This is a genomic window from Thermoplasmata archaeon (genome assembly GCA_038729465.1).
GTDB lineage: Archaea > Thermoplasmatota > Thermoplasmata > Thermoplasmatales > ARK-15 > JAVRLB01.
Genome location: JAVYRZ010000008.1, coordinates 1 through 24,843 on the forward strand (window position 1 = coordinate 1; position 24,843 = coordinate 24,843).

At 32.8% G+C, this 24,843-nt stretch carries 28 protein-coding genes and 1 tRNA gene; 6 read left to right on the forward strand and 23 right to left on the reverse strand.

Features of this window, described 5'->3' with window-relative positions; translation table 11 throughout:
* From QXQ25_03645 to QXQ25_03675, 7 genes are all read right to left on the reverse strand, one after another.
* The coding region (locus tag QXQ25_03645; GenBank protein MEM0160799.1) for a hypothetical protein at positions 1–340 on the reverse strand (340 nt) is incomplete at its 3' end.
* A gap of 443 nt (positions 341–783) precedes the next feature.
* The gene (locus QXQ25_03650; GenBank protein MEM0160800.1) at positions 784–1,254 is read right to left on the reverse strand and encodes a GNAT family N-acetyltransferase; all 471 of its coding nucleotides are present in this window, start codon (positions 1,252–1,254) and stop codon (positions 784–786) included.
* A 4-nt stretch (positions 1,255–1,258) separates the two neighbouring features.
* Positions 1,259–2,596 (reverse strand): NADP-dependent malic enzyme, encoded by a 1,338-nt coding sequence (locus QXQ25_03655; GenBank protein ID MEM0160801.1) that lies wholly within the window; start codon positions 2,594–2,596, stop codon positions 1,259–1,261.
* Between the two features lie 57 nt (positions 2,597–2,653).
* Positions 2,654–3,415: a class I SAM-dependent methyltransferase gene (locus tag QXQ25_03660; protein MEM0160802.1), complete on the reverse strand. Its 762-nt coding sequence runs from the start codon at positions 3,413–3,415 to the stop codon at positions 2,654–2,656.
* 32 nt (positions 3,416–3,447) lie between these two features.
* Entirely contained in the window at positions 3,448–3,825 is a 378-nt protein-coding gene (locus QXQ25_03665; protein MEM0160803.1) for a DUF3198 domain-containing protein, read from the reverse strand.
* A gap of 110 nt (positions 3,826–3,935) precedes the next feature.
* Positions 3,936–4,481 carry an XTP/dITP diphosphatase gene (locus QXQ25_03670; protein ID MEM0160804.1) on the reverse strand — a complete coding sequence of 182 codons (546 nt, stop codon included), beginning with the start codon at positions 4,479–4,481 and terminating at the stop codon, positions 3,936–3,938.
* A complete protein-coding gene (locus QXQ25_03675) occupies positions 4,478–6,088 on the reverse strand; it encodes a bifunctional N(6)-L-threonylcarbamoyladenine synthase/serine/threonine protein kinase (GenBank protein ID MEM0160805.1) in 1,611 nt (536 codons plus the stop codon). Before QXQ25_03675 ends, QXQ25_03670 begins: the two co-directional genes overlap by 4 nt.
* 244 nt (positions 6,089–6,332) lie before the next feature.
* On the opposite strand from QXQ25_03675, the gene glmM reads away from it, so the two are divergent.
* Positions 6,333–7,682 carry a phosphoglucosamine mutase gene (gene glmM, locus QXQ25_03680; protein MEM0160806.1) on the forward strand — a complete coding sequence of 450 codons (1,350 nt, stop codon included), beginning with the start codon at positions 6,333–6,335 and terminating at the stop codon, positions 7,680–7,682.
* Here the strand turns inward: glmM and QXQ25_03685 are convergent.
* The 9 genes from QXQ25_03685 to QXQ25_03725 form a co-directional block, all read right to left on the reverse strand.
* A complete protein-coding gene (locus tag QXQ25_03685; GenBank protein MEM0160807.1) occupies positions 7,668–8,537 on the reverse strand; it encodes a PfkB family carbohydrate kinase in 870 nt (289 codons plus the stop codon). The genes glmM and QXQ25_03685 overlap by 15 nt on opposite strands.
* 42 nt (positions 8,538–8,579) lie before the next feature.
* Positions 8,580–9,623, reverse strand: a complete 1,044-nt coding sequence (locus QXQ25_03690) for an archaeosine biosynthesis radical SAM protein RaSEA (GenBank protein ID MEM0160808.1) — start codon at positions 9,621–9,623, stop codon at positions 8,580–8,582.
* Positions 9,624–9,691: 68 nt separating this feature from the next.
* A tRNA-Thr gene (locus QXQ25_03695) sits at positions 9,692–9,764 on the reverse strand.
* A complete protein-coding gene (locus QXQ25_03700; protein ID MEM0160809.1) occupies positions 9,755–9,967 on the reverse strand; it encodes a winged-helix domain-containing protein in 213 nt (70 codons plus the stop codon). The genes QXQ25_03695 and QXQ25_03700 overlap by 10 nt, the downstream gene beginning before the upstream one ends.
* Positions 9,968–10,106: 139 nt before the next feature.
* Entirely contained in the window at positions 10,107–11,015 is a 909-nt protein-coding gene (locus QXQ25_03705; GenBank protein ID MEM0160810.1) for a mechanosensitive ion channel, read from the reverse strand.
* A 192-nt stretch (positions 11,016–11,207) separates the two neighbouring features.
* The gene (locus tag QXQ25_03710) at positions 11,208–11,549 is read right to left on the reverse strand and encodes a hypothetical protein (protein MEM0160811.1); all 342 of its coding nucleotides are present in this window, start codon (positions 11,547–11,549) and stop codon (positions 11,208–11,210) included.
* Positions 11,550–12,261: 712 nt separating this feature from the next.
* Positions 12,262–13,716 carry a leucyl aminopeptidase gene (locus QXQ25_03715; GenBank protein MEM0160812.1) on the reverse strand — a complete coding sequence of 485 codons (1,455 nt, stop codon included), beginning with the start codon at positions 13,714–13,716 and terminating at the stop codon, positions 12,262–12,264.
* Between the two features lie 96 nt (positions 13,717–13,812).
* Positions 13,813–14,568 carry an ABC transporter permease gene (locus QXQ25_03720; protein MEM0160813.1) on the reverse strand — a complete coding sequence of 252 codons (756 nt, stop codon included), beginning with the start codon at positions 14,566–14,568 and terminating at the stop codon, positions 13,813–13,815.
* Positions 14,549–15,445: an ABC transporter ATP-binding protein gene (locus QXQ25_03725; protein MEM0160814.1), complete on the reverse strand. Its 897-nt coding sequence runs from the start codon at positions 15,443–15,445 to the stop codon at positions 14,549–14,551. The genes QXQ25_03720 and QXQ25_03725 overlap by 20 nt, the downstream gene beginning before the upstream one ends.
* 105 nt (positions 15,446–15,550) lie before the next feature.
* On the opposite strand from QXQ25_03725, the gene QXQ25_03730 reads away from it, so the two are divergent.
* Complete coding sequence (locus QXQ25_03730; GenBank protein MEM0160815.1) at positions 15,551–15,994, forward strand: DUF2721 domain-containing protein; 444 nt, start codon at positions 15,551–15,553, stop codon at positions 15,992–15,994.
* Positions 15,995–16,123: 129 nt separating this feature from the next.
* On the opposite strand, the gene QXQ25_03735 is transcribed toward QXQ25_03730, so the two are convergent.
* The 4 genes from QXQ25_03735 to QXQ25_03750 form a co-directional block, all read right to left on the reverse strand.
* Positions 16,124–16,294 (reverse strand): DNA-directed RNA polymerase subunit K, encoded by a 171-nt coding sequence (locus QXQ25_03735; protein MEM0160816.1) that lies wholly within the window; start codon positions 16,292–16,294, stop codon positions 16,124–16,126.
* An 87-nt stretch (positions 16,295–16,381) separates the two neighbouring features.
* Entirely contained in the window at positions 16,382–16,678 is a 297-nt protein-coding gene (locus tag QXQ25_03740) for a DUF424 family protein (protein MEM0160817.1), read from the reverse strand.
* Positions 16,679–16,742: 64 nt separating this feature from the next.
* Positions 16,743–17,996, reverse strand: coding sequence for a cation diffusion facilitator family transporter (locus QXQ25_03745; protein ID MEM0160818.1), 1,254 nt, complete (start codon positions 17,994–17,996; stop codon positions 16,743–16,745).
* Positions 17,997–18,072: 76 nt separating this feature from the next.
* Positions 18,073–18,534: a PadR family transcriptional regulator gene (locus tag QXQ25_03750; GenBank protein ID MEM0160819.1), complete on the reverse strand. Its 462-nt coding sequence runs from the start codon at positions 18,532–18,534 to the stop codon at positions 18,073–18,075.
* A gap of 298 nt (positions 18,535–18,832) precedes the next feature.
* Here QXQ25_03750 and QXQ25_03755 point away from each other — a divergent pair, with 298 nt between their 5' ends.
* The 3 genes from QXQ25_03755 (at position 18,833) to QXQ25_03765 (ending at position 21,453) form a co-directional block, all read left to right on the forward strand.
* Entirely contained in the window at positions 18,833–19,288 is a 456-nt protein-coding gene (locus tag QXQ25_03755; GenBank protein MEM0160820.1) for a 30S ribosomal protein S15, read from the forward strand.
* A 2-nt stretch (positions 19,289–19,290) separates the two neighbouring features.
* Positions 19,291–20,598, forward strand: a complete 1,308-nt coding sequence (locus QXQ25_03760) for a DHH family phosphoesterase (protein ID MEM0160821.1) — start codon at positions 19,291–19,293, stop codon at positions 20,596–20,598.
* 102 nt (positions 20,599–20,700) lie between these two features.
* Positions 20,701–21,453, forward strand: a complete 753-nt coding sequence (locus QXQ25_03765; protein ID MEM0160822.1) for a 4-phosphopantoate--beta-alanine ligase — start codon at positions 20,701–20,703, stop codon at positions 21,451–21,453.
* On the opposite strand, the gene QXQ25_03770 is transcribed toward QXQ25_03765, so the two are convergent.
* The 3 genes from QXQ25_03770 to twy1 form a co-directional block, all read right to left on the reverse strand.
* On the reverse strand, positions 21,440–22,168 hold the full coding sequence (locus QXQ25_03770; protein MEM0160823.1) for a zinc ribbon domain-containing protein: 729 nt from the start codon (positions 22,166–22,168) through the stop codon (positions 21,440–21,442). The two genes, QXQ25_03765 and QXQ25_03770, sit on opposite strands and share 14 nt — an antisense overlap.
* A gap of 66 nt (positions 22,169–22,234) precedes the next feature.
* Positions 22,235–22,747 carry an Lrp/AsnC family transcriptional regulator gene (locus tag QXQ25_03775; protein ID MEM0160824.1) on the reverse strand — a complete coding sequence of 171 codons (513 nt, stop codon included), beginning with the start codon at positions 22,745–22,747 and terminating at the stop codon, positions 22,235–22,237.
* Positions 22,748–22,867: 120 nt separating this feature from the next.
* Positions 22,868–23,794 (reverse strand): 4-demethylwyosine synthase TYW1, encoded by a 927-nt coding sequence (gene twy1 / locus QXQ25_03780; protein ID MEM0160825.1) that lies wholly within the window; start codon positions 23,792–23,794, stop codon positions 22,868–22,870.
* 289 nt (positions 23,795–24,083) lie between these two features.
* Here twy1 and QXQ25_03785 point away from each other — a divergent pair, with 289 nt between their 5' ends.
* Positions 24,084–24,719 carry an acetate uptake transporter gene (locus QXQ25_03785; GenBank protein MEM0160826.1) on the forward strand — a complete coding sequence of 212 codons (636 nt, stop codon included), beginning with the start codon at positions 24,084–24,086 and terminating at the stop codon, positions 24,717–24,719.
* The last annotated feature ends 124 nt before the right edge of the window (positions 24,720–24,843 follow it).

The window sequence follows — 24,843 nt, forward strand, 5'->3', positions numbered from 1 at the left end:
TGATACTTTTTAATGTTTTATCTATGTTTATCTTTTTGTTATATGCATCTTTTATTAGAGTTATTGCTCTTGGTTTAATCTGATCTAAATCAGTCTTGATAGCTACTAAATAATCAAATGTTTTTGCTGCGTTTGAAATATCGGAAATAGATATATAACTATCAAAAAGATTTAGAAATATCTTACGTATCTGACGGTACTCTGACGGCATGACACCTTCTTCATCTAGGCTTCTAAGAATCTTTTCCATCTCTCTTTTAGCACTTTCTACATCATTCTTCTTTAAATAGTTCTTATATCGTATTTCATAGCCAGACAGGATATCTACTAAACTTAACACGAATACTTAATAGTATTATTAATATATAAACATTATTATGCTGTATAAATACTCAATACTCTATAATATATATGTTTATAGCTTTTTATCAATTTATGACTTTGCTAAAGATTTTTGGATAAGCAGTAAAGCTACTATTTTTTTAGTGAACGGATATGCGAAATTCCATTAATATCTTAAATTTAACCTTTCGAACGAGAAGTCCCTTTGATTCGACAAGGGAATTAAAGCGATCTACTGTGCTAAATCTTCGTTAATATGAAAATATTATTTCATTATGCTGAACGTTTTTATCTGAATCATTTAATTTGTTTTCGAAATATATGAGCTGTGTTAATTGATAATATCTTTCAGCGGAGAATTGACAAATCTTAAAAAAGAAATTACATATATAAAAAAATGCTATTACCTGGTTATTGAAATCAGGTAAATCTTTTATATACTTATTTTAAACTTTTACCATAGACTGAGATTATGCTTCTCATTTCCTGTCCGGTATAAAATTTATGTGCCAACAGATTTTCTGAGGGAAACTCAACTGTAAGGATCATACAACCTTTTTTCGCTTCTCTTTCCATAATTTGGTTGACTAATTTTCCACCCATCCCTTTTTTTCTATATTCTGGTAATATATAGATTTCAGTTATCCGAGCCTCATTTTTTGGTTTATAAAATAACCTGTCAATGATTTCAACCATAATTATTCCAACAATCTTTCCATTATCTTCTGCTACCAGCGCATCTCTCTCTTTGCGGCCTATAGAATCTTTCAAGTATTTTTTTACTATTTCTTCAAGATTTTCGTTCAAAGAAAATAATGTATCATGCTCTGCATTAAATCTCTTCAGTCTGGATATTAAATTCGTAGCCTCATTTAGATCCTTTTCTTCTAATTCTCTTATTTTTATTTCCATAATATCACCTCTCTATATCCTTTATAAAACCTTCCTTCATTAACTTTTCAATTATTTCTCTATTTTTTCCAATTATTTCCTTAGCTTTAATATAAAATTCTTCTCTTGTAGCCTTTTTTCTAGCAAGTCCCTCTTCAACAGATTTATTTGCTATAGCGGCTGCAACATTTGGAAAAACTTCCCACTCTTCCATATTGGGTATTATATAGTTCTCATTTATCCCTCTCTTTTCAGCAAAAGATGCCAGTTCTTGAGAAGCCTCGATAATCATCGGCTCATTAATTTTTCGAGTACGAGAATCAAGAGCACCTCTAAAAACGCCTGGAAATACAATACTGTTATTTATCTGATTTGGAAAATCAGATCTTCCGGTTGCTACAATCTCCGCTCCGCTTGCCTTAGCTTCATGTGGCCATATTTCAGGGACAGGGTTTGCAAGAGCAAATACAATTGCACGTTTTTCCATTTTCTTAATCCATTCTCCTTTAATGACACCAGGCCCTGGACGTGAAGCACTAACGAGAATATCTGCACCGACAAGAGCATCCTGAATACTTCCTTTTAATTTTCGCCCGTTTGTTTTTAATCCAAGATCATATTTCCAAGGATTATTATTCATTAAACTATCCATGTCCTCTCTCTCTGCATGCAGTATGCCATGTGAATCTACCATGATGATATTCTCCATATTAAATCCAGCGGCTCTGAACAGTTTTACGGTTGCTATATTAGCAGCACCTGCGCCCATAAATACTACCTTTGTATCTCTTACACTTCTTCCAGTTAATTTCAATGCATTAAATACACCGGCCAGAGTGGCACCAGCGGTTCCCAGTTGATCATCGTGCCATACTGGTATCTCCATAGACTCACTCAATTTTTCTAGAAGATAAAAACATTTTGGAGATTCTATATCTTCAAGGTTTATACCTCCAAATGCGGGCTCAATCGCCTTTACAGTATCCATAATCTTATCTTTGTCATGAACATTAACAGGAATAGGCACTGCATCTACACCTCCCAGATATTTGAATATTAGCGCTTTACCTTCCATTACCGGTAATGAGCCATAAGGGCCAATGTTTCCAAGTCCTAATACTCTAGTGCCATCTGTTATTATCGCTACAGAGTTCCATCGCCATGTCATATCATACGAAAGATCAGCATCTTTCGCGATAGCTAAAGATACCGCTGCAACGCCTGGAGTATACCAAATTGAAAAATCATTAAGTTCCTTTACAGGGACCTTTGGCAAAGTTTGGATCTTACCATTATATTTTTTTGAGTATTCTAACGCTTTTTCTGAATATTTTGGATTTCCTGCAGAATCTTCATTTTCCATATGACCTTATATTTCATATGACTATTTAAACTTAAAGACGTCTTGATCTTTATTTTGTTACTTCTTAGCTATTATAACCGCCCTTTTTTTTATAAAAGTTAAACTATTTTCATCAAATTGAATAATTTCTTTTGCCTCTTCTTTTAGATTTTTTAAAAATCTCAAGCAGTTAATACCTTCTATGCTGTCTACCGCCAGTGGGTATAACCAATCTTTAAAATTCATCTTTTCAATAAAAAGTTCTGAACGATCTATTGTAAAATCAAATTTTTCCAACATAGCCAGCCATTCTGTATATTTTAGAGCTTCATTATGCGAAGAATCCCTTGTTTTTTCAAGGGTATTGAAAAAACTGATATTGTCACTCTCGGGTATCACCATATCTACAATACCTAATTTTCCACCATTTTTCAATATTCTTCTAACTTCCAAAACAAAAGCTTGTTTATCTGAAAAATGATGTGCAGCTCTTCTTGTAACTACTATATCTAAGGAATTGTCCTTAAATGAGGTACAAGTTACATTCTCATTTAGAAATTCTATATTTGTTATGTTGTTATTTACAGCTAATTTCTTTGCTTCAGCAAGCATTTCAACAGTAATATCAATAGCAAAAACTTTGTTTACATATCTGGACAAAGCGATAGCTGTAAAACCGGTGCCTGTAGCAAAATCTGCAGCGATATCTGAACTTTCAGGCTCTAAAAGCGCTAATAGTCTATACAGATCTCCACCTTTTTCATGAGATAAACTCTTCACGTATTTATCTGCATTTTTTCCAAAGAATTCTTTTACTTTCTCTTCTTTATTTTCTTGCATAGCATTTTATTACCTAGACCTATATTTAAAAACTACCTAATTTTCCAATTCTGCTTTTTTTCTTTTAATATATCTTGATATCTTGGCCCTAATTTATAAGATATTACTTCAAGATCCTTCATGTGCTTTATAAAATTTGCTTTACTGTCAGTATTAATATATTCTTCAAATTTTCTTCTTTTTTTAATTGTGTCATAAGTGTACCAAGCACCTATGAATATTACAATAATTGAAAGTATAAGTATCCAGACAGTCCAGTATCCTAATGTATCATTGATTATTTTGAAGAAGTCTGGTTGATAGGTACTTAGAAATACTCCATAAAAAGAACTAATTGCAGCGAATAGTCCTAATCCTATAATCAGTACGGAGAAAAATATTATATATTCACGTAAACTTTTGAAATTCATAGTCTCTGGCTTCCATAATATATTATGTATTATAATACTTTTTTGCTCATATATTATTTATCTGAAAAAACATCTTTTATCAATTAGTCGGGAAATAGCTTAAAATTAAATCAGAGATTTAGGAATTTTACAAGGCTCATTATTGCCAATCCTCGATGCGAAATTCTATTTTTTTCATGAATATCCAGTTCTGCAAACGTTCTTTTTTCGTTTTCTGGTATAAAAATAGGATCGTAGCCAAATCCATTATTACCTTTTGGTTCTTTAGCAATAGATCCTTTACATATTCCCGTGAAATAATAAAATTTATGAGATCTAGATAACCCAATTACAGTTTTGAAATAAGCGTTTCTATTATCTGCATTTTCCATCAATTTGAGTATTTTACTGTTTCCAAGCGTTTTAAAAACATAGGAAGAATATACTCCTGGAAATCCGGCCAAAAAATCTATAAAAAGACCAGAATCGTCTATTATGAAGTTGTCATATTTTTCAGATAGTGTTAATAGCCCAAATTTTACCACTTCTTCCGTATTATCTGCCTGAATTTCAAGATACTCTTGATGAATAAAATTTGTTTTTATATTGTATTCCTGTAATATTTCTGAAAATTCCCTGTATTTTCCAATGTTGGATGTGATTATATTAAGTGTCATGAATATCTTCTCCTCTTCTCGATCTCTTCTAATTTATCCAAGATTTCAGAGCTACTATTACAATATTTTTGGTAACTCTCTATTATTTTACCAAAATAATCGTAATATTTATAATGTGCACTCAAAAAAGATTCCTTTAAAAGGTGTAGATCTACACCAAAGTCTTCAAGTTCTGCGTTCTTATCCCCCATACTAAAATCTATAAAATAAAGTTTGTTGTTATAATATATTATATTGCTTGTGGTCAAGTCTCCGTGTACAATCTTGTTATTATGCAAAGTTGCAACAGCCATTCCTAGATTATCAGCTACTTGATCTTTCTCAGAACCGGAAAGGTTGTCAAAGATCTCTCTTAAAGTGGGCCCGGGGATATATTCCATCACAATAGACATCTCCACTAAATCTATATCGTAAACTATTGGCACATTGATCCCTATCTTTTTAGTTTCTATTAGCAATCGTACCTCTTTTTTCAATCTTTCTTTTCTTAGCTCTAAATCTAATTTTTTATCACGATAATTTTTTACAATTCTTGTTTTCTTTATTGCTTTTCTGCCAAAAAATTCGGTGTTTAATATTTCAGCCTCCGCTCCGGGTAAAGTGCCATAATCTTTAAAATGCTCAGAATATTTTAGCCATGTAACATTTACTTCATCTGTTCTAAATTTTTGATCTACTTCCGTGTCTTTAATATCCATGCGAATTCCACTTTTATACATTAAATAGCCCAAATATCCAATCATTGCGCCATTATCAATACACACTTCTCCTGGTGGAGAATAAAAATGTGCCCCTCTATCTTCTGCCATGATCTTTAGCATTTCTTGCACTCTCCTGTTTCTGGCCACACCTCCACCTAAAAGAATTTCATCTTTGTTCAAATGTGAAAGTGCACGTTCTGTGACTTCTGTTATCATTGAAAACACGGTCTCTTGAACACTTTTAGAGATATCTTCCTGACTGATGCCTTTCTTATAATATGCCATTGAAGCTGTAAAAAGGCCAGAAAAAGAAACATCCATGCCTTTTACAGAATATGGTAAGGGATATAGCTTTTCTCCAGCCAATGCCATTTTTTCAATTTTAGGACCTCCCGGAAATGGCAATCCAAACTCTCTCGCAACTTTATCCAGTAAATTGCCAATTCCAATGTCAAGCGTTTCTCCAAATACCCGATATTTTCCATCTTTGTAAGAAATGATCTGAGTGTTCCCGCCTGATAGATAAACGAGAATAGGATCTTCGGCACCGGTTAGCAACTTTCCAATTTCCAAATGTGCAATACAATGATTCGCTCCAATAATCGGCACTTTTAACTTTAAAGATAATGCTCTTGCTGCAGTAGCTACAGTACGTAAACATGGACCAAGGCCAGGACCCATGGAAAATGAGACAAGGTCTAGATCATCTATTTCAACATTTGCCAGCGCTAAAGCCTGTTTCAGCAATGGTACTAAATTATCTGCATGATGATTTGCCGCTTCTCTGGGATGAATGCCACCCTCTTTTGGAATATACATCTTTGTGAGATTTGCCAGTATTTTATCATCTTTTAATATTCCAACGCCTACTGTATGAGCAGTGCCTTCTATGCCTAAAGTTATCATTACACAGAGATATATTACATTTAATTTAATCTTTTTGTCTTTCATTGAAAGTTGACTCAGGTCATATACATCTTTAGATCGTTTTTGATCATGAGTTTTCTAGTCTAGTGCAAGGTCTCCGTCCACGAACTTTGAAAAATGATAAGATCGAAAAACATAAAAAATGAGAATCTAAATTAGCCATGGAAAATAAAAAATCAAATAATTGAAAGGTATTTATAATATATGTTCATGCATGATTAACATGGAGCATCAGAAACTGTTTGGAACTAATGGAATCAGAGGTATAGTCAATCAAGATCTTACTCCTGATTTTGTTCTTACCGTGGCTAAGGCTATAGGCACATATGTGGGTACTGGCAAAATTGTAATAGGTAGAGATACCAGATTTTCGGGCGAATATTTAAAAAACATTGTTGCATCAACATTAATCTCTTTAAATATTGACGTGATCGATGTGGGTATCGCCCCAACTCCCGCTATACAACTTTATTGCAAAAAAAACAATCTGTTTGGAGTTATAATCACGGCATCTCATAACCCTCCGGAATATAACGGTATTAAATGCATTGATACTGATGGCACAGAGCTATCTAAAGAGAAAGAAGATGAAATAGAAAGTATTTTTTATTCGGGAAAATTTATAGAAAACCATAATTTACAAATTGGAAACTTATACATTTTTAATGATGTGAATGAAGAATATATTAATTCAGTAATTTCTAAAGTGGACTCAAAGCTTATTAAAAGCAAAAAATTTAAAGTTCTGGCCGATTGTTCAAACGGTGCATCTTATTATACTACACCAGAGCTTTTAAGAAGACTGGGATGCACCGTAGTTACCCTAAATGCTAATCCTGATGGCTACTTTTCTGGACATTATTCTGAGCCAAGACCTGAAAACTTAAAAGATCTCATAAGTCTTATGCACACCTCTGAATTTGATCTTGGAATAGCACATGACGGTGATGCAGATAGAGCAATATTTGTAGATAATGTTGGTAACTTCATATACGGCGATAAAACATTGGCACTTGTTACCAAGTATATGCTCATCAAAAAAAGTGGCATAATCGTCACACCCGTAAGTACTTCCAGCATTGTCGAAGAAATAGTGAATAAACATAATGGCAAGATTGTTTACACAAAAGTGGGTGCTCCGATCGTTTCAAGAACAATGATTGAAAACGGAGCCCTGTTTGGCGGTGAAGAAAATGGCGGCTTAATATTCCCAGAACACCAATATTGCAGGGACGGTGCCATGGCTCTTGCTAAAATACTTGAAATTATGGCGGATACAAGTAAAAAAATACAAGCTCTTATTGAAGAGCTGCCAAAATATTATCAGTCTAAAGATTCTGTAAAGATATCAAATAATCAAAAAGAATTGATTATAAATAAACTTGCTGAAAAAGTTAAAAATAAAAAAATTGATTTTCTTGATGGCTTGAAAATATACGAAAAAGAAGGATGGGTATTGATAAGAGCCTCGGGTACAGAAGACATAATCAGGATTTATTCAGATGCAAAGTCTGAATCTGATGCTTTAAACTTAAAGAATAAATACAAAAAAATGCTGTTAGAGCTCGCTTAAGAGATCCTCTGAATTTATCTTATAAATTCCATGTTTTATAACGATAGCTGCAACTTTATTTGCAATTTTGCATGCTTCAATAATATCATGATTATTTTTCAGTGCATAATATAGCCCAGCTCTAAATGCATCACCAGAACCTGTAGTCTCTCCTGCATATACTTTTTCTTGCTCAATAGTTACGGATCTCGTAAAATATTCACAACCTTTGGCACCCTTGGTAATAATTATGTTTTTCGCGTTTTTAAATGTGTTGATACCTACCATTTTTCTGGCAAACTCAAACTCTTTTTCATTCATTACCGTTATCTCAGCACTGTCCAACAGTGATAGAAAACTCTTTTTATCATACCTGTATGTGAGCTCTTGCCCCGGATCAAACAATATCTTGGATTTTTCAAGATCATATTCTCGCATTATATTAATGTAAAATTCAGGCTTTCCAGTGGCAAAATGAATCCATGTTCCTGCAGGTTTGCTTTTTATCTTGAAATTTTCCATGGTTTCCATGGGCCCCTGATCTATGTAAGCAACTTGCTTTTCTCCATCTGATACTATATAACAGCTTGGCCCATGCGATATATCTTTGTCAATTTGCAAATTTTTTGTGTCTATTCCCAATGTCTCCAGATACTTTATATACTGTCTAGGAAAACTGTTGCTGACTATTGAATAAATCTGAACACTTAACCCTAGCATGGCAGAAACTTTGGCAATGTTTACAGCTGTGCCACCTAAATATGTATTTCTCTCTGTTATATTTATTGACCCGAAATTTGGAATTTTTGGAACTTTTATGTATTCATCAATGTTTACATGACCAAACACTGAAAGATCTACATTTTTTTTAACCATACATCTCACCGCTTTTTATTGTTCTTGGATTCTAATAAAAATCTAAAATGCCCGATTTTTAAATTTATCATATTCCGCTTCTTTTCCAATTGTTTGTAATGTATAATCTTCAATTTCTAAAATCTCTTTCCAGTACTCTTTACATTCACAATCCAGTTCTTGATCCAATACGCTCTTGTCCTGTGTTAATGAAAAATTTGTAATGATGCTCAAAGCCTTTTCATTACATTTTTTGCAGTTATGCGCACCGCGCTCAAAGCTTCCAGTGGGATACGAAACCACTATTCCCAGCCCTGCAGTCCTCTTTAAGATCTCGATTATGCTCCATAACCATGGTGGCCTGTAAGACCCCTCTTTCCATAGCTCTTCAACCAGTGTGAAACTCTGTATGTTTACAGGGTTAAATGAAATATAAGAAGAATACTTGGCTGCGAATTTTGCAGTAGAAACTGCATATTCAATAGCCTCTTTTTCTGTGGTGTATGGTGGCTTGACTAATATATATGTTTTTAAAGGTATACTGTGTTCATTGAGCAATCTTGCAGCCCGTTCAAAATCGCTGACAGTAAACCCTTTGTTAATCGAATTTTTAAGTATTTCATCATTGGCACATTCTAGTCCTATCGCAATGATAAGCTGTTCTTTATATTTGGCAAGTGCCTTTAGTTTTGAATCCGTCACAAATTCTGGCCTGGTTTCAATTATTATCTTTTTTGCATCTTTAAATTTTTCTAATATTTCATATTGAACTTGAAATGGAACTTCTCTATCATCCAGAAAACTGCCAGATGTATAAATCTTTACAAGCTTTTCACCATTGTATTTTTTTAGCGCTTTGTCCAGCTGCTTCTCTAAATTATCTGATTTTATGTCACTTTTGTTTGTATCATTAAAATATCCGCACATGCTGCAACCTGATATATGTGCCCAAAAACAACCGTTTGTTCTAAATATTAAAACAAAAGCCTCTTCTATTCCAGTATTAAGCCTGTCTTTTTCATGCCATGCCGCAATGTAGTCATCAGGCTTGTCTACACGATTAGCATGCTCTCGTAAATTTTTTATTTTTATAGCTAGATCATCCATCCTTTTATCGTTCTCCAATTACATTTTTTGTATCATAATATCATAAGGGATCTTTACTTCTATAAGAAAGCCACCGCTGGGAATCGGACCCAGGGCCTCGTGCTTACCAAGCACGCGCTCCACCGACTGAGCTACGGTGGCAATTGTTTTTTACCTTTTTCACTTAAGGCATATTTGCATCTGGCAGGAGAATTTATAAGTTCATCCTTAGCTAGAATTTTTAGCTTAGCAGATATTTTATTGGCTGGTAATCCTGATAGTTTGCCAATTTCTGCAGAGCTCAAAGGTTTATCTGCATCGGATAATACTTTCAAAATCTTCTCTGTTATTTCGTCAGGCGCCATATATTTCACCTGAAATAGATTATTGAAATACACTATTTAATCATTTTGATTATTTTTATTTAAAAATGATATATAATTATTGACCTTAATAGAATCTGTTTGCAATAAGAGCTCAATAGCTTTTCTGACATTTATAATCTCAACCATTAATTATTTCCAGTGCCTTTCTTAAAACTATATCATTAGCAATTTCTGGATTACTAGAATTTGTTGAAACTAATACTACGACATTATAATAATCTTTTGAAACTGCAAGAACTTTTATATCAAATCCAATCCCATTGTTCACAATATTTTCTTCTTTTAATTTTTCTATCATTTTTTCTTTAAATCTAGCCACTGGTATACTCGTAGGGACATCTATCCTAGTCCTAGAGAGCTTACTTTTAGATAACGTATGATTATATATCATCGCCTGTATTACTATAGAATTTGGGATAGATATTAGCAGATTTTCATCATTCAATACTTTAGTATAAAGAAATCCAAGCTCTTCCACTCTTCCCCTATAGCCAGGCACTATATTTTCGTGCGGATATGTAGCCCCGACCAATCCAAATTGCCATGTAACTATCGTAATTGTATCTCCTATTTTAAAAGGCTTGGAAAATAAGATATAAAACCCTGCAAATATATTAGACAAAACTTGCTGGGCTGCAATGCCCAGCACGATACCTAAAAATCCAGCACTTAGCAGTGCAATAGTAATGTTTACACCCACAGTAAAAAGTATTAAAAATATGAGGATCGAGAATACAGTTATTTCAAAAACAGTTCTTAATCTTTTGCTATCATTTTCACCGATTCTTTTAGATGCATAATAGTATACAGTTTTTCCTATAAATTTTGTAACTAGGTATGCCATTAAAGAGAGGATTATTATTATTATTACAGTGTTCAATATTGATATAGAGATGTTGAATCCTTTTAATAATGATTTTATAGCCGGCAAAGTTAACAAAAAATCTATAGTAAATATAGTTGCAGACCCTAATATTATCGTAATTAATGCACCGATAAAATATCTTATCCATTTACTATTATTCATAATTGTCATGAAAACACTATCATAGATAAAAATTTCTAAAATTAAAATATGGTAATGATCTGAGATATTAGTGTAAAAAATTGATGTAGACAATAAAAAATATAACTTTAATAGGTAATTATTGACAATTTATACTAACCTATATGTTACTGGATTTTTTAAAAAAAGTCTTTCCGATTTTTTCGTTAATTTTCAAGGTGGTCTCAAAAATCTGAAAAAATATCTAACAATCGTTTCCCTTACCACAATTTCAATAAAACTCCCTCTTAAACTATCACATCCACAAACTTCAGAAATTGCGTCAAGAATAATGTTTGTTATGTCAGTATTTGGACCAGCCATTTCCAAGATTATTTGTTCACCATTTTTCTTCTTGTTTGTTATACTCTCACAAAGCTCTTTTATCTGTTCATCATTCTTTAGCTCTTTCGCAATACCATGCACACCCTTTTTTAAAATGTAGTGCCCAAAACCCTTTCTTGACATTTTATCCCACTCAGCTAATTTTCTATATAAAAAATCATTTATGATCATAAATTAGTTATCAAAATAAACCTTTAAATATTTTACCTAAAAAATAAATGAACGATATTAATTTTTTCTAGACAAATTGTAAAACTTTTGACTCTTTTTAACATTTGCAAACAGGAATTCTCCCTTATCAAGATGAGAGCGAGAAAGGCTTATTCTATATGATTAGATCTAGATGACGAGCAAATCTGACTATTCACTGTTCTGTCCACTTCATTCATGCCATGAACAGGCAGAAATTATTCATCAATAATGCAATAGTATATTTTCTCTAGGCAAGTAAAATAGCCAGAACTATCAATTTGATAAAGACTATTTTCAAACTAACACTATTTCTCAATATTTTCCAGTTCATTAACAGGTTGAAACAATAACTTTTGGGGCGGTACAGCGAAATTTCAAAAGAATTATGAAATTGGAAGTTCTGGATTTCCTCATATTTCCATGCAACAAAGAGGCAGATTATCATTGACATCCTGAAAATTATGGAAGTGAAATCTTGCTTTTGATTTATGCGGCACCCAAAATGGCAAATCTGGTCACTGAGGTTGAAAACCAGCTGTGTAAGCTGTGGGGTGGAAATCACGTAAGTTCAAATCAATGCTTTAAATCCAATGCTCTAGATATCGATAAATGCACAGACTCTTTTTATTAGCCTAATAAAAAGCATTTTCAGCCTAAATTCTTATAAATTATCATATAGAATGTGAGCGTTCTAAGATATTGACTTTAGGTATTCATATAGTAATCTTGTACCAAATCCAGTAGCTCCTTTAGTGAAAATAGCCAGGTTCTTTTTTGTGCTTGCAGTCCCAGCAATATCAAGGTGAATCCAGGGCTTTTCACCGACAAAATTGCTTAAAAATGCAGCAGCAGTTTCTGCTCCTCCTGGTCTACCACCTGTATTTTTTATGTCTGCTACATCACTTTTTATCTGCTCTTTGAATTCTTCATCTAGGGGCAGCGGCCATAATTTTTCCCATGTCCGTTTTGATACGTCTATCATTTTTTGCTGAAAATCTTGGTTGTTTGAAATTATCCCTGCAATATTATCGCCCAGAGCGACTACACAGGCCCCTGTTAAAGTTGCTAGATCTATTACATGGGCAGGATCATATTTTTCTGTGCCATATGCAAGTGCATCTGCTAAAATTAGCCTACCTTCTGCATCTGTAGATAAGATCTCGGACGTTTTACCATTGTAATGTTTAAGTATGTCTCCAGGCTTGTAAGCATTACCGCCAGGTAGGTTCTCGGTCAGTGGCATTATGCCTACTACATGAACTTTCAGTTCTGATTCTGATATAGCTTTCATAGCGCCTAAAACCGCAGCAGCACCACATTTATCAAATTTCATATCTTCCATTCCTTCTGTTGATTTTATTGATAGTCCACCACTGTCAAATGTTATGCCTTTTCCAACTAAAAGTTCTGGTTTGGATTCTGAATTTTTGTATTCCATAATAACTAATTTTGCTGGTTCTCTAGCTGCTCTAGATACACCTTCCAATCCACCCATTCCTAATTTTATAAAATCTTCTCTACCGAGTACCGTAATTTTTATACCCTCAATTTTTCTTGCTTCTTTCTCAAAATATGTCGGAGTTCCGACAGATGGAGGCAAATTACCTAATGTACGGCTTAGATTAACAGCCTCTCCTACTATTCTCCCTTCTTCTATATTTTTTGCAATATTAGATTTACTGTGTATTTTCACGATCTTAATAGTATCATTTTTCTCTGCTTTATACTGTGAAAAATCATAATTCACTACTACCGAAACAAACGAAGCTTCATATCCCGCTATCTCTGGCTCAAAAACTGAAGGTAGCTCAATGGAAATAGTATTGAATTTTCTTTTTTTGGAGCTGTTTAAAGCCTGTGCAAGCATATTTCTGTACAGTTGAATATTGAAACTTGCTTTTTTTCCAAATCCAATGAGTAATAAATTGCCCTTATCAGATGGTAAAAGCAATTCTTCTTTAATCTTTCCCTGAAAATTCAATTTTTCAAGCTGTTTTTTTGTACCACTGGCAATCAATATCTTATCTGTTTTTTCAGGCAGATAATCTTCAAATAAACCTATTATCTTTACTGCAGAATCACTTTCTATTATATCCTTTTTTTCAAAGGTTACCATTAATTTATTGTTTGTTTCTTTACTTTTCATGATATATCACCATATACTCTGATAAATAGCAGATCTCTTATATAATATATACGCTCTTTCTGACTAATTTAATTGATTTTTCATAGGCATTAATAATTATTCTCTCCATTTAGATTTTTTAATTGCAAGAAATAACATGAAAAGAGTGACGATTATTAATACTGCCCAGGTAAGTACCAAGCTAATATAGTTTAGGTGAATATATCCTGCAGCGTTTTGTGCTATTTCAGCTGAGTATGTAGTCGGGGATATATAGGATAAATATCTGTATGGATATGGAATATAACTTATTGGATAGTAAACTGGAGGAATGGTAGATAATAATGGGGAAAGTATGCCAGAGAATGCCCAGCTCTGGACAATGTCTGATGAAAGTGTTGAAAGCAAGAATCCAAGAGAAACTGAAAAAGTAAATATTAAGGACATATCGAAGAAAATAGTTATACCCCCTACAAGCGTGATTTTTACAAAAATAATATTCAATATTACCAAGAGCGTTATTGTAGGAATTGAATATACTATCTCCGAAATTGCCATGCCTAACACATAAACACTTGCAGGAGTTGGTGAACTTACTATCATATCCTGTAATCTCATATCATTTTTTAAGTGTGATAAATCACCTTGCATTGATATCCCACTTGAAACCATGTTCATTATCAACGCACCTTCTGCAGCGATAGGCAGCAAAGTGCCATGGCTCGCAAATGTAACTACAGCAAGCAATGATAACGGTGCAAGTAGTGTGTTAATAAGCACTACCGGATAGTTTAACATGGCATATATCGAATTTACAAGTACAGATGCAGTGACTTGATAAAATAATTTTTTACTAATCTTCAATGTGATCACCTACTAAAAATTCAAAAATATTTCCCAGTGAAACTTCTTGAACTGTAAACCTTATATTCTCTGTTATCAACTTCATGGCTATTTTATAAACTTGATCTTTTGTTGTATATACCTGTATTTCTCCATTTGCTGATTTTTTTATTAGCCCATCTTCCACATTTATGTTTAATTTGTCTGAATAAACTTTCAAGCTGTATGAATATTTCATTTTTCCTCTTAACTCATCAATATTGCCTATTCCAATTAACTTTCCTTGATCAAGAATGCCTATCTTGTCTCCCAGAATCTCGGCTTCCTCTAGGTAGTGGGTGGTCAATATTATCAATCTATCCTTTTTAATGGTGGATAATAGGTTCCAAAGCTCTTTTCGCGAAAGATAATCAAGACCCGTGGTAGGTTCATCCAAAAATATTAGCGGCGCTTCGCTCGCTATGACGGTTGCAACTAAAACTTTTCTTTTTTGCCCTCCAGAAAGCTTTCTGTTTTTTTCATTTTCTACATCTCCTAAACCGAGGCTTCTGAGCGCATCCTTTCCCTTTTCTTTTGCTTCACGATATGAATAACCTCTCCACATAAGATAAGACAATACAGTCTGTATCGGTGTGAGCCAGGGGATAGCTCTTGCTTCCTGCGGCACGGCGGCGATAAACTCTCTTATATTTTCAGCATCCGTCACCACATCATATCCCTTTATTGTTATTTTGCCAGAAGTTGGCAAAAGCTGAGTTGAAGAAATTCTTATTAATGTTGTTTTTCCTGCACCATTTTTTCCAATTATAGTGAATATTCCATTTAAATCAATATCAAATGAAACTTCTTTTAAAGCATAATTTTTGGAGCCGTATATTTTAGATACTTTTTCAGCTCTAAATTTCATATTGGGTTATAGTGTATTCTGGATATTTAATATTTTTTTACTTTTTTCTGACCGTATGAAATTTTAATTAAATTATATATATCCGATTTATATACTCTCTCACTTATGATTGATATCCTGACCATTATGAATAATTCTTTCGTTCCTCTTGCGATCATTACTGGAATTGCTCTCTTAATTTTAGGTATAAATGAAAGATATTCAAGGGTTATGGAAAGCATAAGGTCATTGCACAGGGAATTGATCAGAGAAGATATAAAAAATGAGAACCTTATAAAATGCTATAAAAAGCAAATATCCACCTTGATTCGAATGGCAAAAGTATTGCGTACTGCACTGTTACTGATGTATATTGCCATTTTTTTCTCTATTGCTTCAAGTATTGCGATACTGCTCTCATCTCTTGAAAATATACAAACTACTGAATTTATGATTATTACAATGATATTTAGTTTGGGATCTTTATTTTTTGGTATAGTTTTTGTTATTATTCACATTTTCATATCTTTAAATGCAATAGAGATCGATTTAAAAGAGGATATAAAATAGATCTGAAGATAAAAACAGCATCTTCAACCATCATATATATTCCTACGAAAAATAAAGAACTTTAAAAATTAGATAAATGCAAAGGTATGAACAATATCAAAATTTAAATGATCGTAAAAAAGTTAAAAATCATTTTTTTACTGTTGTAATGGGTATAAGGTTCCTATCAAATTCATAAAGGGCTATATCTACTGGGTCAGTAATCTTTTCAGGAATATCTATAAGTACAGGAGCTCCCATTGATATTTGTAATGCTCTTGCACCAATAATCCTTGCCTTTTCAAATCTTGTAAACTTCATCACAATCACCAAAATCAGTAGAAATAGGTATATATTATTACTATATATAATTTACTTATATTTTTTTAACATTGCCAAAGACAGCTATTAAATCATTTTTACAAATTGTGCATAAGGTACATTTTTTAAACGAATTACATTTTCCTTATTTATATATCCTTCTTCTATTGCTATTGATACAACTTCTTCTCCAACAAGATTAGCAATTGTAGCCATTTTCAGTGCATTTACAAAAGTTCTTGAATCCACAAAAACTTCATAATAAAAGTCTTTTTTTATATGTAATTTAAGTTCCCCATCTTTCAGAATTTTCCCCAGTAATTTTTTGTCGCATGCTGCCAAAAGTATCTCTGAACCGGATTTTATTACATGCATTGAAATCATATAAAGTTAGTATTATAATTACAGTTATTAAATTTTTTTAAAAATCTTTAATTTTCACAGTTTTTTACAACATATTTTTTCTCCATGATGCTTCAACAGTTGGAGCATATAATTTTTTCAAACTAAAATTTAAAAATAGATCTAGATTATGCGATAGATCTTGAGATACCGCCTGCCATACTTTGATATTATGCCTCAAAAGTATTGAAAAAGTGATCTCGCCAATATTAATAATTATTACATCAGTATACTCATTTTCAGCTAAATATTCCATAAATTCAGCTCCGGCTAGGTTTTTATTACTTTCAAAAAAGATATTTTTTACTATTTCCACATTTTTTATTTTTCTGTCCTCTACAATTACTTTTGCAAAAAATGGGGCTTTAGTAAAGTTATCTGAGATAATATATGGAGGCTCATTATTTTCTAGAGGTACACTTATCTTAAAGTTATTTCTGATATTTGGCTCTATATGTATCGAGACACTTTCCAATGAAGGAAAGTCTTCATAAAGCTTATTTTCTATTCTATCTGTAATACTATGAGCATCTTCAATAGTTAATTGCGGGTTGAATTCCAAAACAAGCTCTAAAAAAGTAACCGGCCCTGCCCACCTAACTTTAATAGACTTTGTATTGTAAATTTCTTTGAAATCGCTCAGGATATTAGTAATCTGTAAATTCAGTTTTTTGTTTTTTGGGATATCTAGAATGCTGTATACGCTATCTTTAAAAATGTCTATGGCAATCATAAACAGAGCTAAAATAGCTACGATCAAGGCAACATAATAGTAAATTTCACTATGCAAAATTACAGCTAAATATAAACCTATGCCCACGATCGATCCTTCCAGCACATCTGTTATTACATGAAATGCATCAGAGTGTAAAGATGGGGAGTTTATTTTTTTGCCAGCAATAAATTTTACATATCCAGATAAAAATAGCGGGATCAAAGAAACAAACTCAAATATTGATGAATATATAGAGAGTTTTGGAACTGCTGAAAACATACTTTTTGCGAAATCTAAAGTCATGACAAATATCATAACACTGATTAAAATAGCAGTGAGGTCTTCAATCTTATAGAGGCCATATGGATATTTTTTGTTAACAGGTGATCTTACAAAATATATTACTATGATTACCAATATTGTAATTATTACATCCATTAACATATGTATTGATTCAATATACAAAGCATAGTTCTGGAACAGTATATATCCAGCAAATCTAATGAGCATAGCTGCTATTATAAATACTAGGGATAGAATTATATAGTTTTTTATGTTTGCTACATCCAAGTTTTTTCTTTCCATATCTTACTAAACTCCATACCATAATATTTTACTGGAAATTTCAACTTATTTTTCACGTTATTATGCTCATATAAGCTCAGATTGTATTTAATTTTTCTTTAATTTCCTTAAATCTTTTATATAGTTCTACATCACTCTTTAATTTTTCCTCATTATCCTTCAAAAAATCTGCAAAGCCATCCATCAAATCTATTGTGTCTCTAATATTATCAGCTCTGTCAAAAGCTCTAAATCTTTGTCTAGGTAGCCAAAGCATCTCTTCCAGTATAGATGAGCCCTTCTCGGTCAAAGAATAATATCTTTTGTTTAGGTCTTCTCTTGATTTAACATATCCCTCTCTTTCCAGGTCTTTTAAAATAGGGTACACACTCCCGGGCGAAGGCCTCCACATACCCATAGACAACTCTTCAATTCTCTCCATTATCTCTGCTCCGGTCATCTCTTTCTTAGAAATCAGGTTCAGAATCCAGAATCTTATGCCTACAAATCCTCTGGCTCTATAATGTATAGGCTCCGAGGAACCACGCATTCCAAACATATTAATCACCTCTTTATCTATTAACAGATATCTGTATATCGATATACTATTTAAATATTTGCTAATTATTATCAACAAATCTTTTACTCAATATCTTATATATGTGATAAGATTTGCTTTTAGATTATGTTTCAAGCTTATTTTATACATATTGGCACTATAAAAATTTCAGCGAGAATTGAAAGCAACTAAAAATCGAATAACAGAACAGAGCTATGATGATCACTTAATATTTGCATTGCCCCGAATAATTTATATATAGAAATCCTTTAATCTTTTCCGATAGGTGATTATATATATGTCAAGAATGCATTCGAGCAAGAAAGGTAAATCTGGATCAAAATTGCCGTTTAGAGTTGAAAGCCCTGACTGGGTTGAATTTAAGGGAAAAAAGGCAGAAGATATAGCGATTACTGTTGCAAAACAAGGACACACTATGGCATATACAGGTTTGATTTTAAGGGATCTCTATGGTATCCCGAGAGTAAAGCTTATGACAAACAAGAAGATGGGGCAGATATACAAAGAAAATAATCTATTGCCACCAATCCCTGACGACCTTATAGCATTAATGAGAAAAGCTGTAAATCTCAGCAAGCATTTAAAAAATAACCCGAAAGATATCAGCAATAAAAGAGGCTTGATATTAATTGAAGCTAAGATAAAAAGATTGAGTGACTATTATAAACTAAAAAATAGGATACCTAAAACTTGGAAATATAGCATTGATACTGCTGAAGTTTTAACTAAGTAAATATGTTAAACATACCAGAACCATTAAACAGCAGATATGTTCAGGCAATAAATAAGATAAATAGCTCAACTTTTATACGAGTTCTTGCGCACTACGATGCTGATGGCGTAACTTCTGCTGCAATAGTATCTAAAATTCTGATATCAGCGGAAAAGAATTTTCAGGTTACTTTCATAAAAGATCTAAGTGTTAAAAACATAGAACGCAATCTAAAAAATGAAAATTGTACATTTTTGCTATTAGATTTAGGGGCTTCTCTGATTACTTTACTAGAGAAGTATCAGAACGTAATTGTATTAGATCATCATCCTCTTGAAAAAGATTCTGAAATAATAATTAACATAAATCCTGTCCTTATAAAGATGGATGGAGGCAAAGATGCATGTGGCGCTACATTATCTTTTATTCTTGCTCAATACTATGATAAGTCTTTATTCTCTCTTTATCCTATCTATCTAGCGGGAATGATAGCGGATAAACAGGATCTGGACGAATATTCTGGATTAAATAAGATATTAATTGATGAGATAGAAAAAATAAATCCATCAAAATTTGAGTTTAGGTTTGAGGGGATCACAATAAAAGATATGTTAATGAATGCTACTGAGCCTTATCTTGCAGACATTAGCGGAAATAAAGATAATATAGAAAAATTATTGAAGAGTTTAGGTATCGGAGAAGAAGATACCTTCGAAAGTCTATCAGAGGACAAAAAGATAAATTTTGGGTCTATTATTACTTTAAAATTGATTGAACAGGGTGCAAATACTGACACAATTAAAAATATTTTTGCAAAAAAATTCGATGTCTGGAACTCTAATGATCGTACAATTTCTAGCATCGTAAACGCATGTGCCAGGTCTGAAAAACAAGCACTTGCTGTGAGCTATTTATTGGGTGATCTGAATAATGTAGATGAAGTAAACAAGATATGGAATGAGTATAGAAACAGATTGATTAATGAATTGAGAAGAATAGAAAAAGATTGCAAAAAACTGAATTTTATCCAGTATTTTTATAGTTATGAAGAATCTATGTGCGGAGAATTGTCTGGAATAGCTATGCTATATTTTCTAGATCAGAATCTGGCGACCATATGCATGCATTCAGAAGACTCTGAAATACATGTTTCTGCCAGAGCTACAAAGCTATTGATAGACCGTGGAATAGATCTAGGGTTAAGCATGAGCAATGCTGCAAAAGAAGTGGGTGGCTTTGGTGGAGGACATAAAATTGCGGCAGGGGCAACGATCCCTAAAGGCAAAGAAAATGAATTCTTAAAGCTCTTGGATGAGAATTTGAAAATATAAAAGTATGAAAAAAATCGTCTAAATCTTAGGTTTCGAGATAGAATAATTTATTACCTTTGAAATAATGTCTCATCAAGCTAATTGGAAGAGAGATAGGTAAATATGAATAACGAGCATATTACAATTCCGAAAACACATCCTAGATATATTTCGTTATTAAAACGAGAAAAGATTATAGATGGTTTTAATGATGGGCTTGTTGCGACAGCTGGACTAATAGCACATGGACGTGGGGAAGCATTTGATTATCTAATTGGTGAAAAAACTCAAGATTTTGCAATTGCAGCTGAAAAAGCAGCGATTGCAGCTTTAAAACTCGCATCAAACCCAGTAATATCAGTTAACGGTAACGTTGCTGCGCTAGTACCTGATGAAATTATCAAACTGTCAAAAATCTTAAATGCCAGGTTAGAACTTAATCTATTCTATAGAACAGACGATCGTGTTAGAAATATTAATGAACTTTTTTTGAAAAAAGGTGTGAACTTGCTGGGCATAGAGCCGGACGCAAAAATACCGGGATTAGATCATAAAAGAGCTCTGTGTTCAAAAGTAGGCATATTCTCTGCAGACGTGGTGCTTATTCCGTTAGAAGATGGTGATCGCGCTTTAGCACTTAAAAACATGAACAAAAAAGTTATTGCAATTGACCTGAATCCGCTTTCTAGAACAGCGCAGGTATCAGACATTACAATAGTAAACGAGCTTACAAGGACTGTTACTGAACTTATAGAACTAGCAGAAAATATTAAAGATCCTAAAAATATAATAAAAAGTTACAATAATAAAAAAACATTAAGCGATAGTTTAAATTTTATTAAAGAGCGATTAGAATATTTAGCTACTTTGTCTTAGGCTCTTCCAAAGCTTCTGGCTTCAGTAAATATCCACAGGCATAGCACATGATAGCATCCTTCGATATCATAGTTCCGCAATTTGGACAAGGAACTAGATCTTCTTCTTCTACTTTAGGTGCAGGTATTGCCACATTTACATTTTCGTATTTAGGTGCAGGGGCAACAGGTTCCGAGCTGACTTCAATTTTAGGTGCCAGCTTTTGAACTGTTTTTAACAGATCCTCCTTGTATGAGCTTAGGTCTTCATATAATTTTACAATCTTCTTTTCATTTTCTATATAAGTTGCTCTCTTTTCTATATAGCTGTTAATTAGCTCTTTAAGTTCATTTCCCATTGCGCTATTAGATTTTTCAAGATCTGTCACTGCATTTTTTATCTTGGACATATTAATTTCATAAGAGTTTAGCTTTTTGGTTAAATCATCGATAACAGCATCTTTTTGGTTTAATGCGTCAATCTTGCTTTTTAAATCTTTTTCTTTATTTTGGATAGCTTCTGAGTATTTTTCTAGCTCTGTTAATTTTGAGTGAATTGTCTCTTCTTTCTTTTTCAACTGTTCATCTGTGCTCTTTGCTTTATCTTCCCACTCTGATATACGTTTTGCACGATCATTTAGCTCTTTCTCACGTTGTTTGATGGCCTCAGATTGTGCTTTAATTTTTTTCAGGTAAGATTGAACCTGATCAAGAATATTTAATTCGGAGTTCTCCATATTTTTACCTCCTTATTTCTCAAGTAATAGATATATTATAGTATAAATGTTTCTATTATTTTTAATTTATAGTCCCATCCATGGAGAGCTCTTATATGCCTTAGCAACAACGTATGTAAATGATGATTCTATACCATCTGCTTTTAGTGTTGTATCTTTAAATTCCTGTAGCTCTGCCATTGATATGAACAGGCCCTCTCCTACAAGCTCATATTGTTCAATAAGCCTATACAGAGTTATAATTCTAGGATTTTTCAATATTATGTCTGCTACTTCATTTATTCTTTCTGGCTTTACTTTAATGTGTAAAAATACTTTTATGCTATTTTCAATAGCAGGCACATTGACTAATGCTGAAAACCCCAATATTATCTTTCTATCTTGCATATCTCTTATTCTTCTTCTTACTGTAGCTTCACTGATCCCCAAAGCTTCTGCGATCTCAGAATTTGTAGTTCTTGCATCGTGTCTTAAATAGCACAAGATCTGTAAATCAGTACGATCTATAGGTAATAAAGAAGGATCTATACTAGCCCATCGCTCAGAAATATCACATCTCAACTTGTTGTAATCTACCATTTTTATCACTCTCTAATTCTCTTCAACAATTAGACTATAATTATATTTAATATTTAAATTTTTTTTAATTATCGTTTAATAAAGTATAAAAACTGACAATTTTTGTTAAAAAATATAAATTTAAAATAGCTTATAATTATTTTTATGTTTAGAGAGTAAAGTCACTCTGCTATCTTCTCTCTGGTCCTTAATTTCAAAACCGGTCTTAAGGCTTAATTGCTCAGAAAAATCTTTTATTTTTTGAAAAGATGGCATATTTGACATATTTAATCTTTCCCTCGAATATCCTACATAAACATATGCTTTGGGTTCTATAAAATCTGGATCGGCTTTTAAATCCAGTTTTGCATAGTCATCAATATAGTTTATGTTCCAGCCATCGACAAGAGTATGCCTTATAACTTTTCTTGTATCTAAAGAGGGTAACAGTTCCAACGTTCTATTTAGCCGGTTCCAGCCATCTTTTATCATCGGCGCCAAGAGCCTTTCATAAATTTTATCGTTTGGTGCAGCTACTGTTATATAAAGCTGAGTTGGCAGGGGATTTAAGTTTTCTAATACATTAGGCATTGTGCCGTTGGTTACCAGAAATGTAGTGATCCCTCTACTATGATACTCTTTAATAAGATCTCCAAGATATGGATATAAAGTTGGCTCTCCGGTCAAAGATATTGCTACATGTTTTGGATCATTCGCTTCTTTCCATTTATCTTTATCGGTTTCTGGGTTACCTTTAAATCCACTTATCAGCCTTCTCTGAGCCTTAATGCTCTCTTCAACCACAAATTTAGGTTCGTCAGCATCCTTTAGATCAATCTCAGAAAAACCCTGAAATCTCCAGCAAAACAGGCAATTTTGAGTGCACTGATCCATTGCCGGGCTCATCTGAATACACCTATGCGATTGAATGCCATAAAAGCTCTGTTTGTAACAAGACCTTCCACCCACAATGCTTTCTTTAAGCCAATGACATAATTTAACTCCCGAGTTCTCGCCTATTAATCCATATCCTTGCTTTTTAAGGATCTGTTTTAAAGCATCATTCATTAAAGAACAGCTAAGTTAGTACCATATTTAATTTTTTTCGTTGATGTGTTTTCTAAAATTAACGTCTTTAAGAAAATATTCAGCAAGGCCATTAAAAAATATTTAGATTGATAGTAGGCATTAAAATTTTTTTTGTGTTGAATATATAACAATTTATATCTAAAAAATATAATTTATAGATATATAAAACAAATAAGTAAATAATATATATTAATATTTACGATATTCGTCATAAATTTTAGAAATATTTAAATACTGGCATTTTAATATCTTATATTGGTGAAAACCGATGGTAGATGAAATAAAGAAAAAAGGAGATCCAACAGCTCTTGGAATTTTTGCCTATGGATTTAGCTTATTTTTGTTATCTATCTACGCGATGGGGTTTTATCCATGGTCTGAGAGTATAGTAATGATTGCCCCTGCAATGATGTTTGGAGGTACATTCCTTCTTATAGCTTCAGTCTGGGAATATAACAATGGAAACACTTTTGGAGCTACGGCTTTTGGAACTTATTCTGCCTTTTTCCTAACCTTTGGATTAGCACATATAGGAATAGAACTAAAATGGTTTTCTTCTCTTACTGTGGGTCACTTGATAGGCATTTTGGCAATAGCTTTTGTAATAATGACTTTGATTTTCTGGATCGGAAGCTTTAGGATGAACCTGGCACTGAACCTGACGCTGTTGTTCCTGTTGTTTACTTTTATACTCTATGCCATACCGCTTTCCACTCTCACCGCATCTATGTCAACTGCTATGGGAACTTTTCCGGGTGCTCTAAAAGCAGCAGGCTATGTGGGATTTATTGACGCTCTGTTTACGATGTGGGTTGGTGCTGCAACAGTCATTAATGATAGATGGGAAATTACTGGAGCTAAAGGACCAATACCAGTATTTCCATTGGTAAAAGCTAAAAAATAAATACTTCAAACTAAAAATTTGAAGTTTTTTTCTTTTTTATACTCTATAGAAAATATCCTAATTTTTTTCTTTTTGAAAAGTCATAAAACCGGACCTAACAATAAATATATATTGTTAATATTTA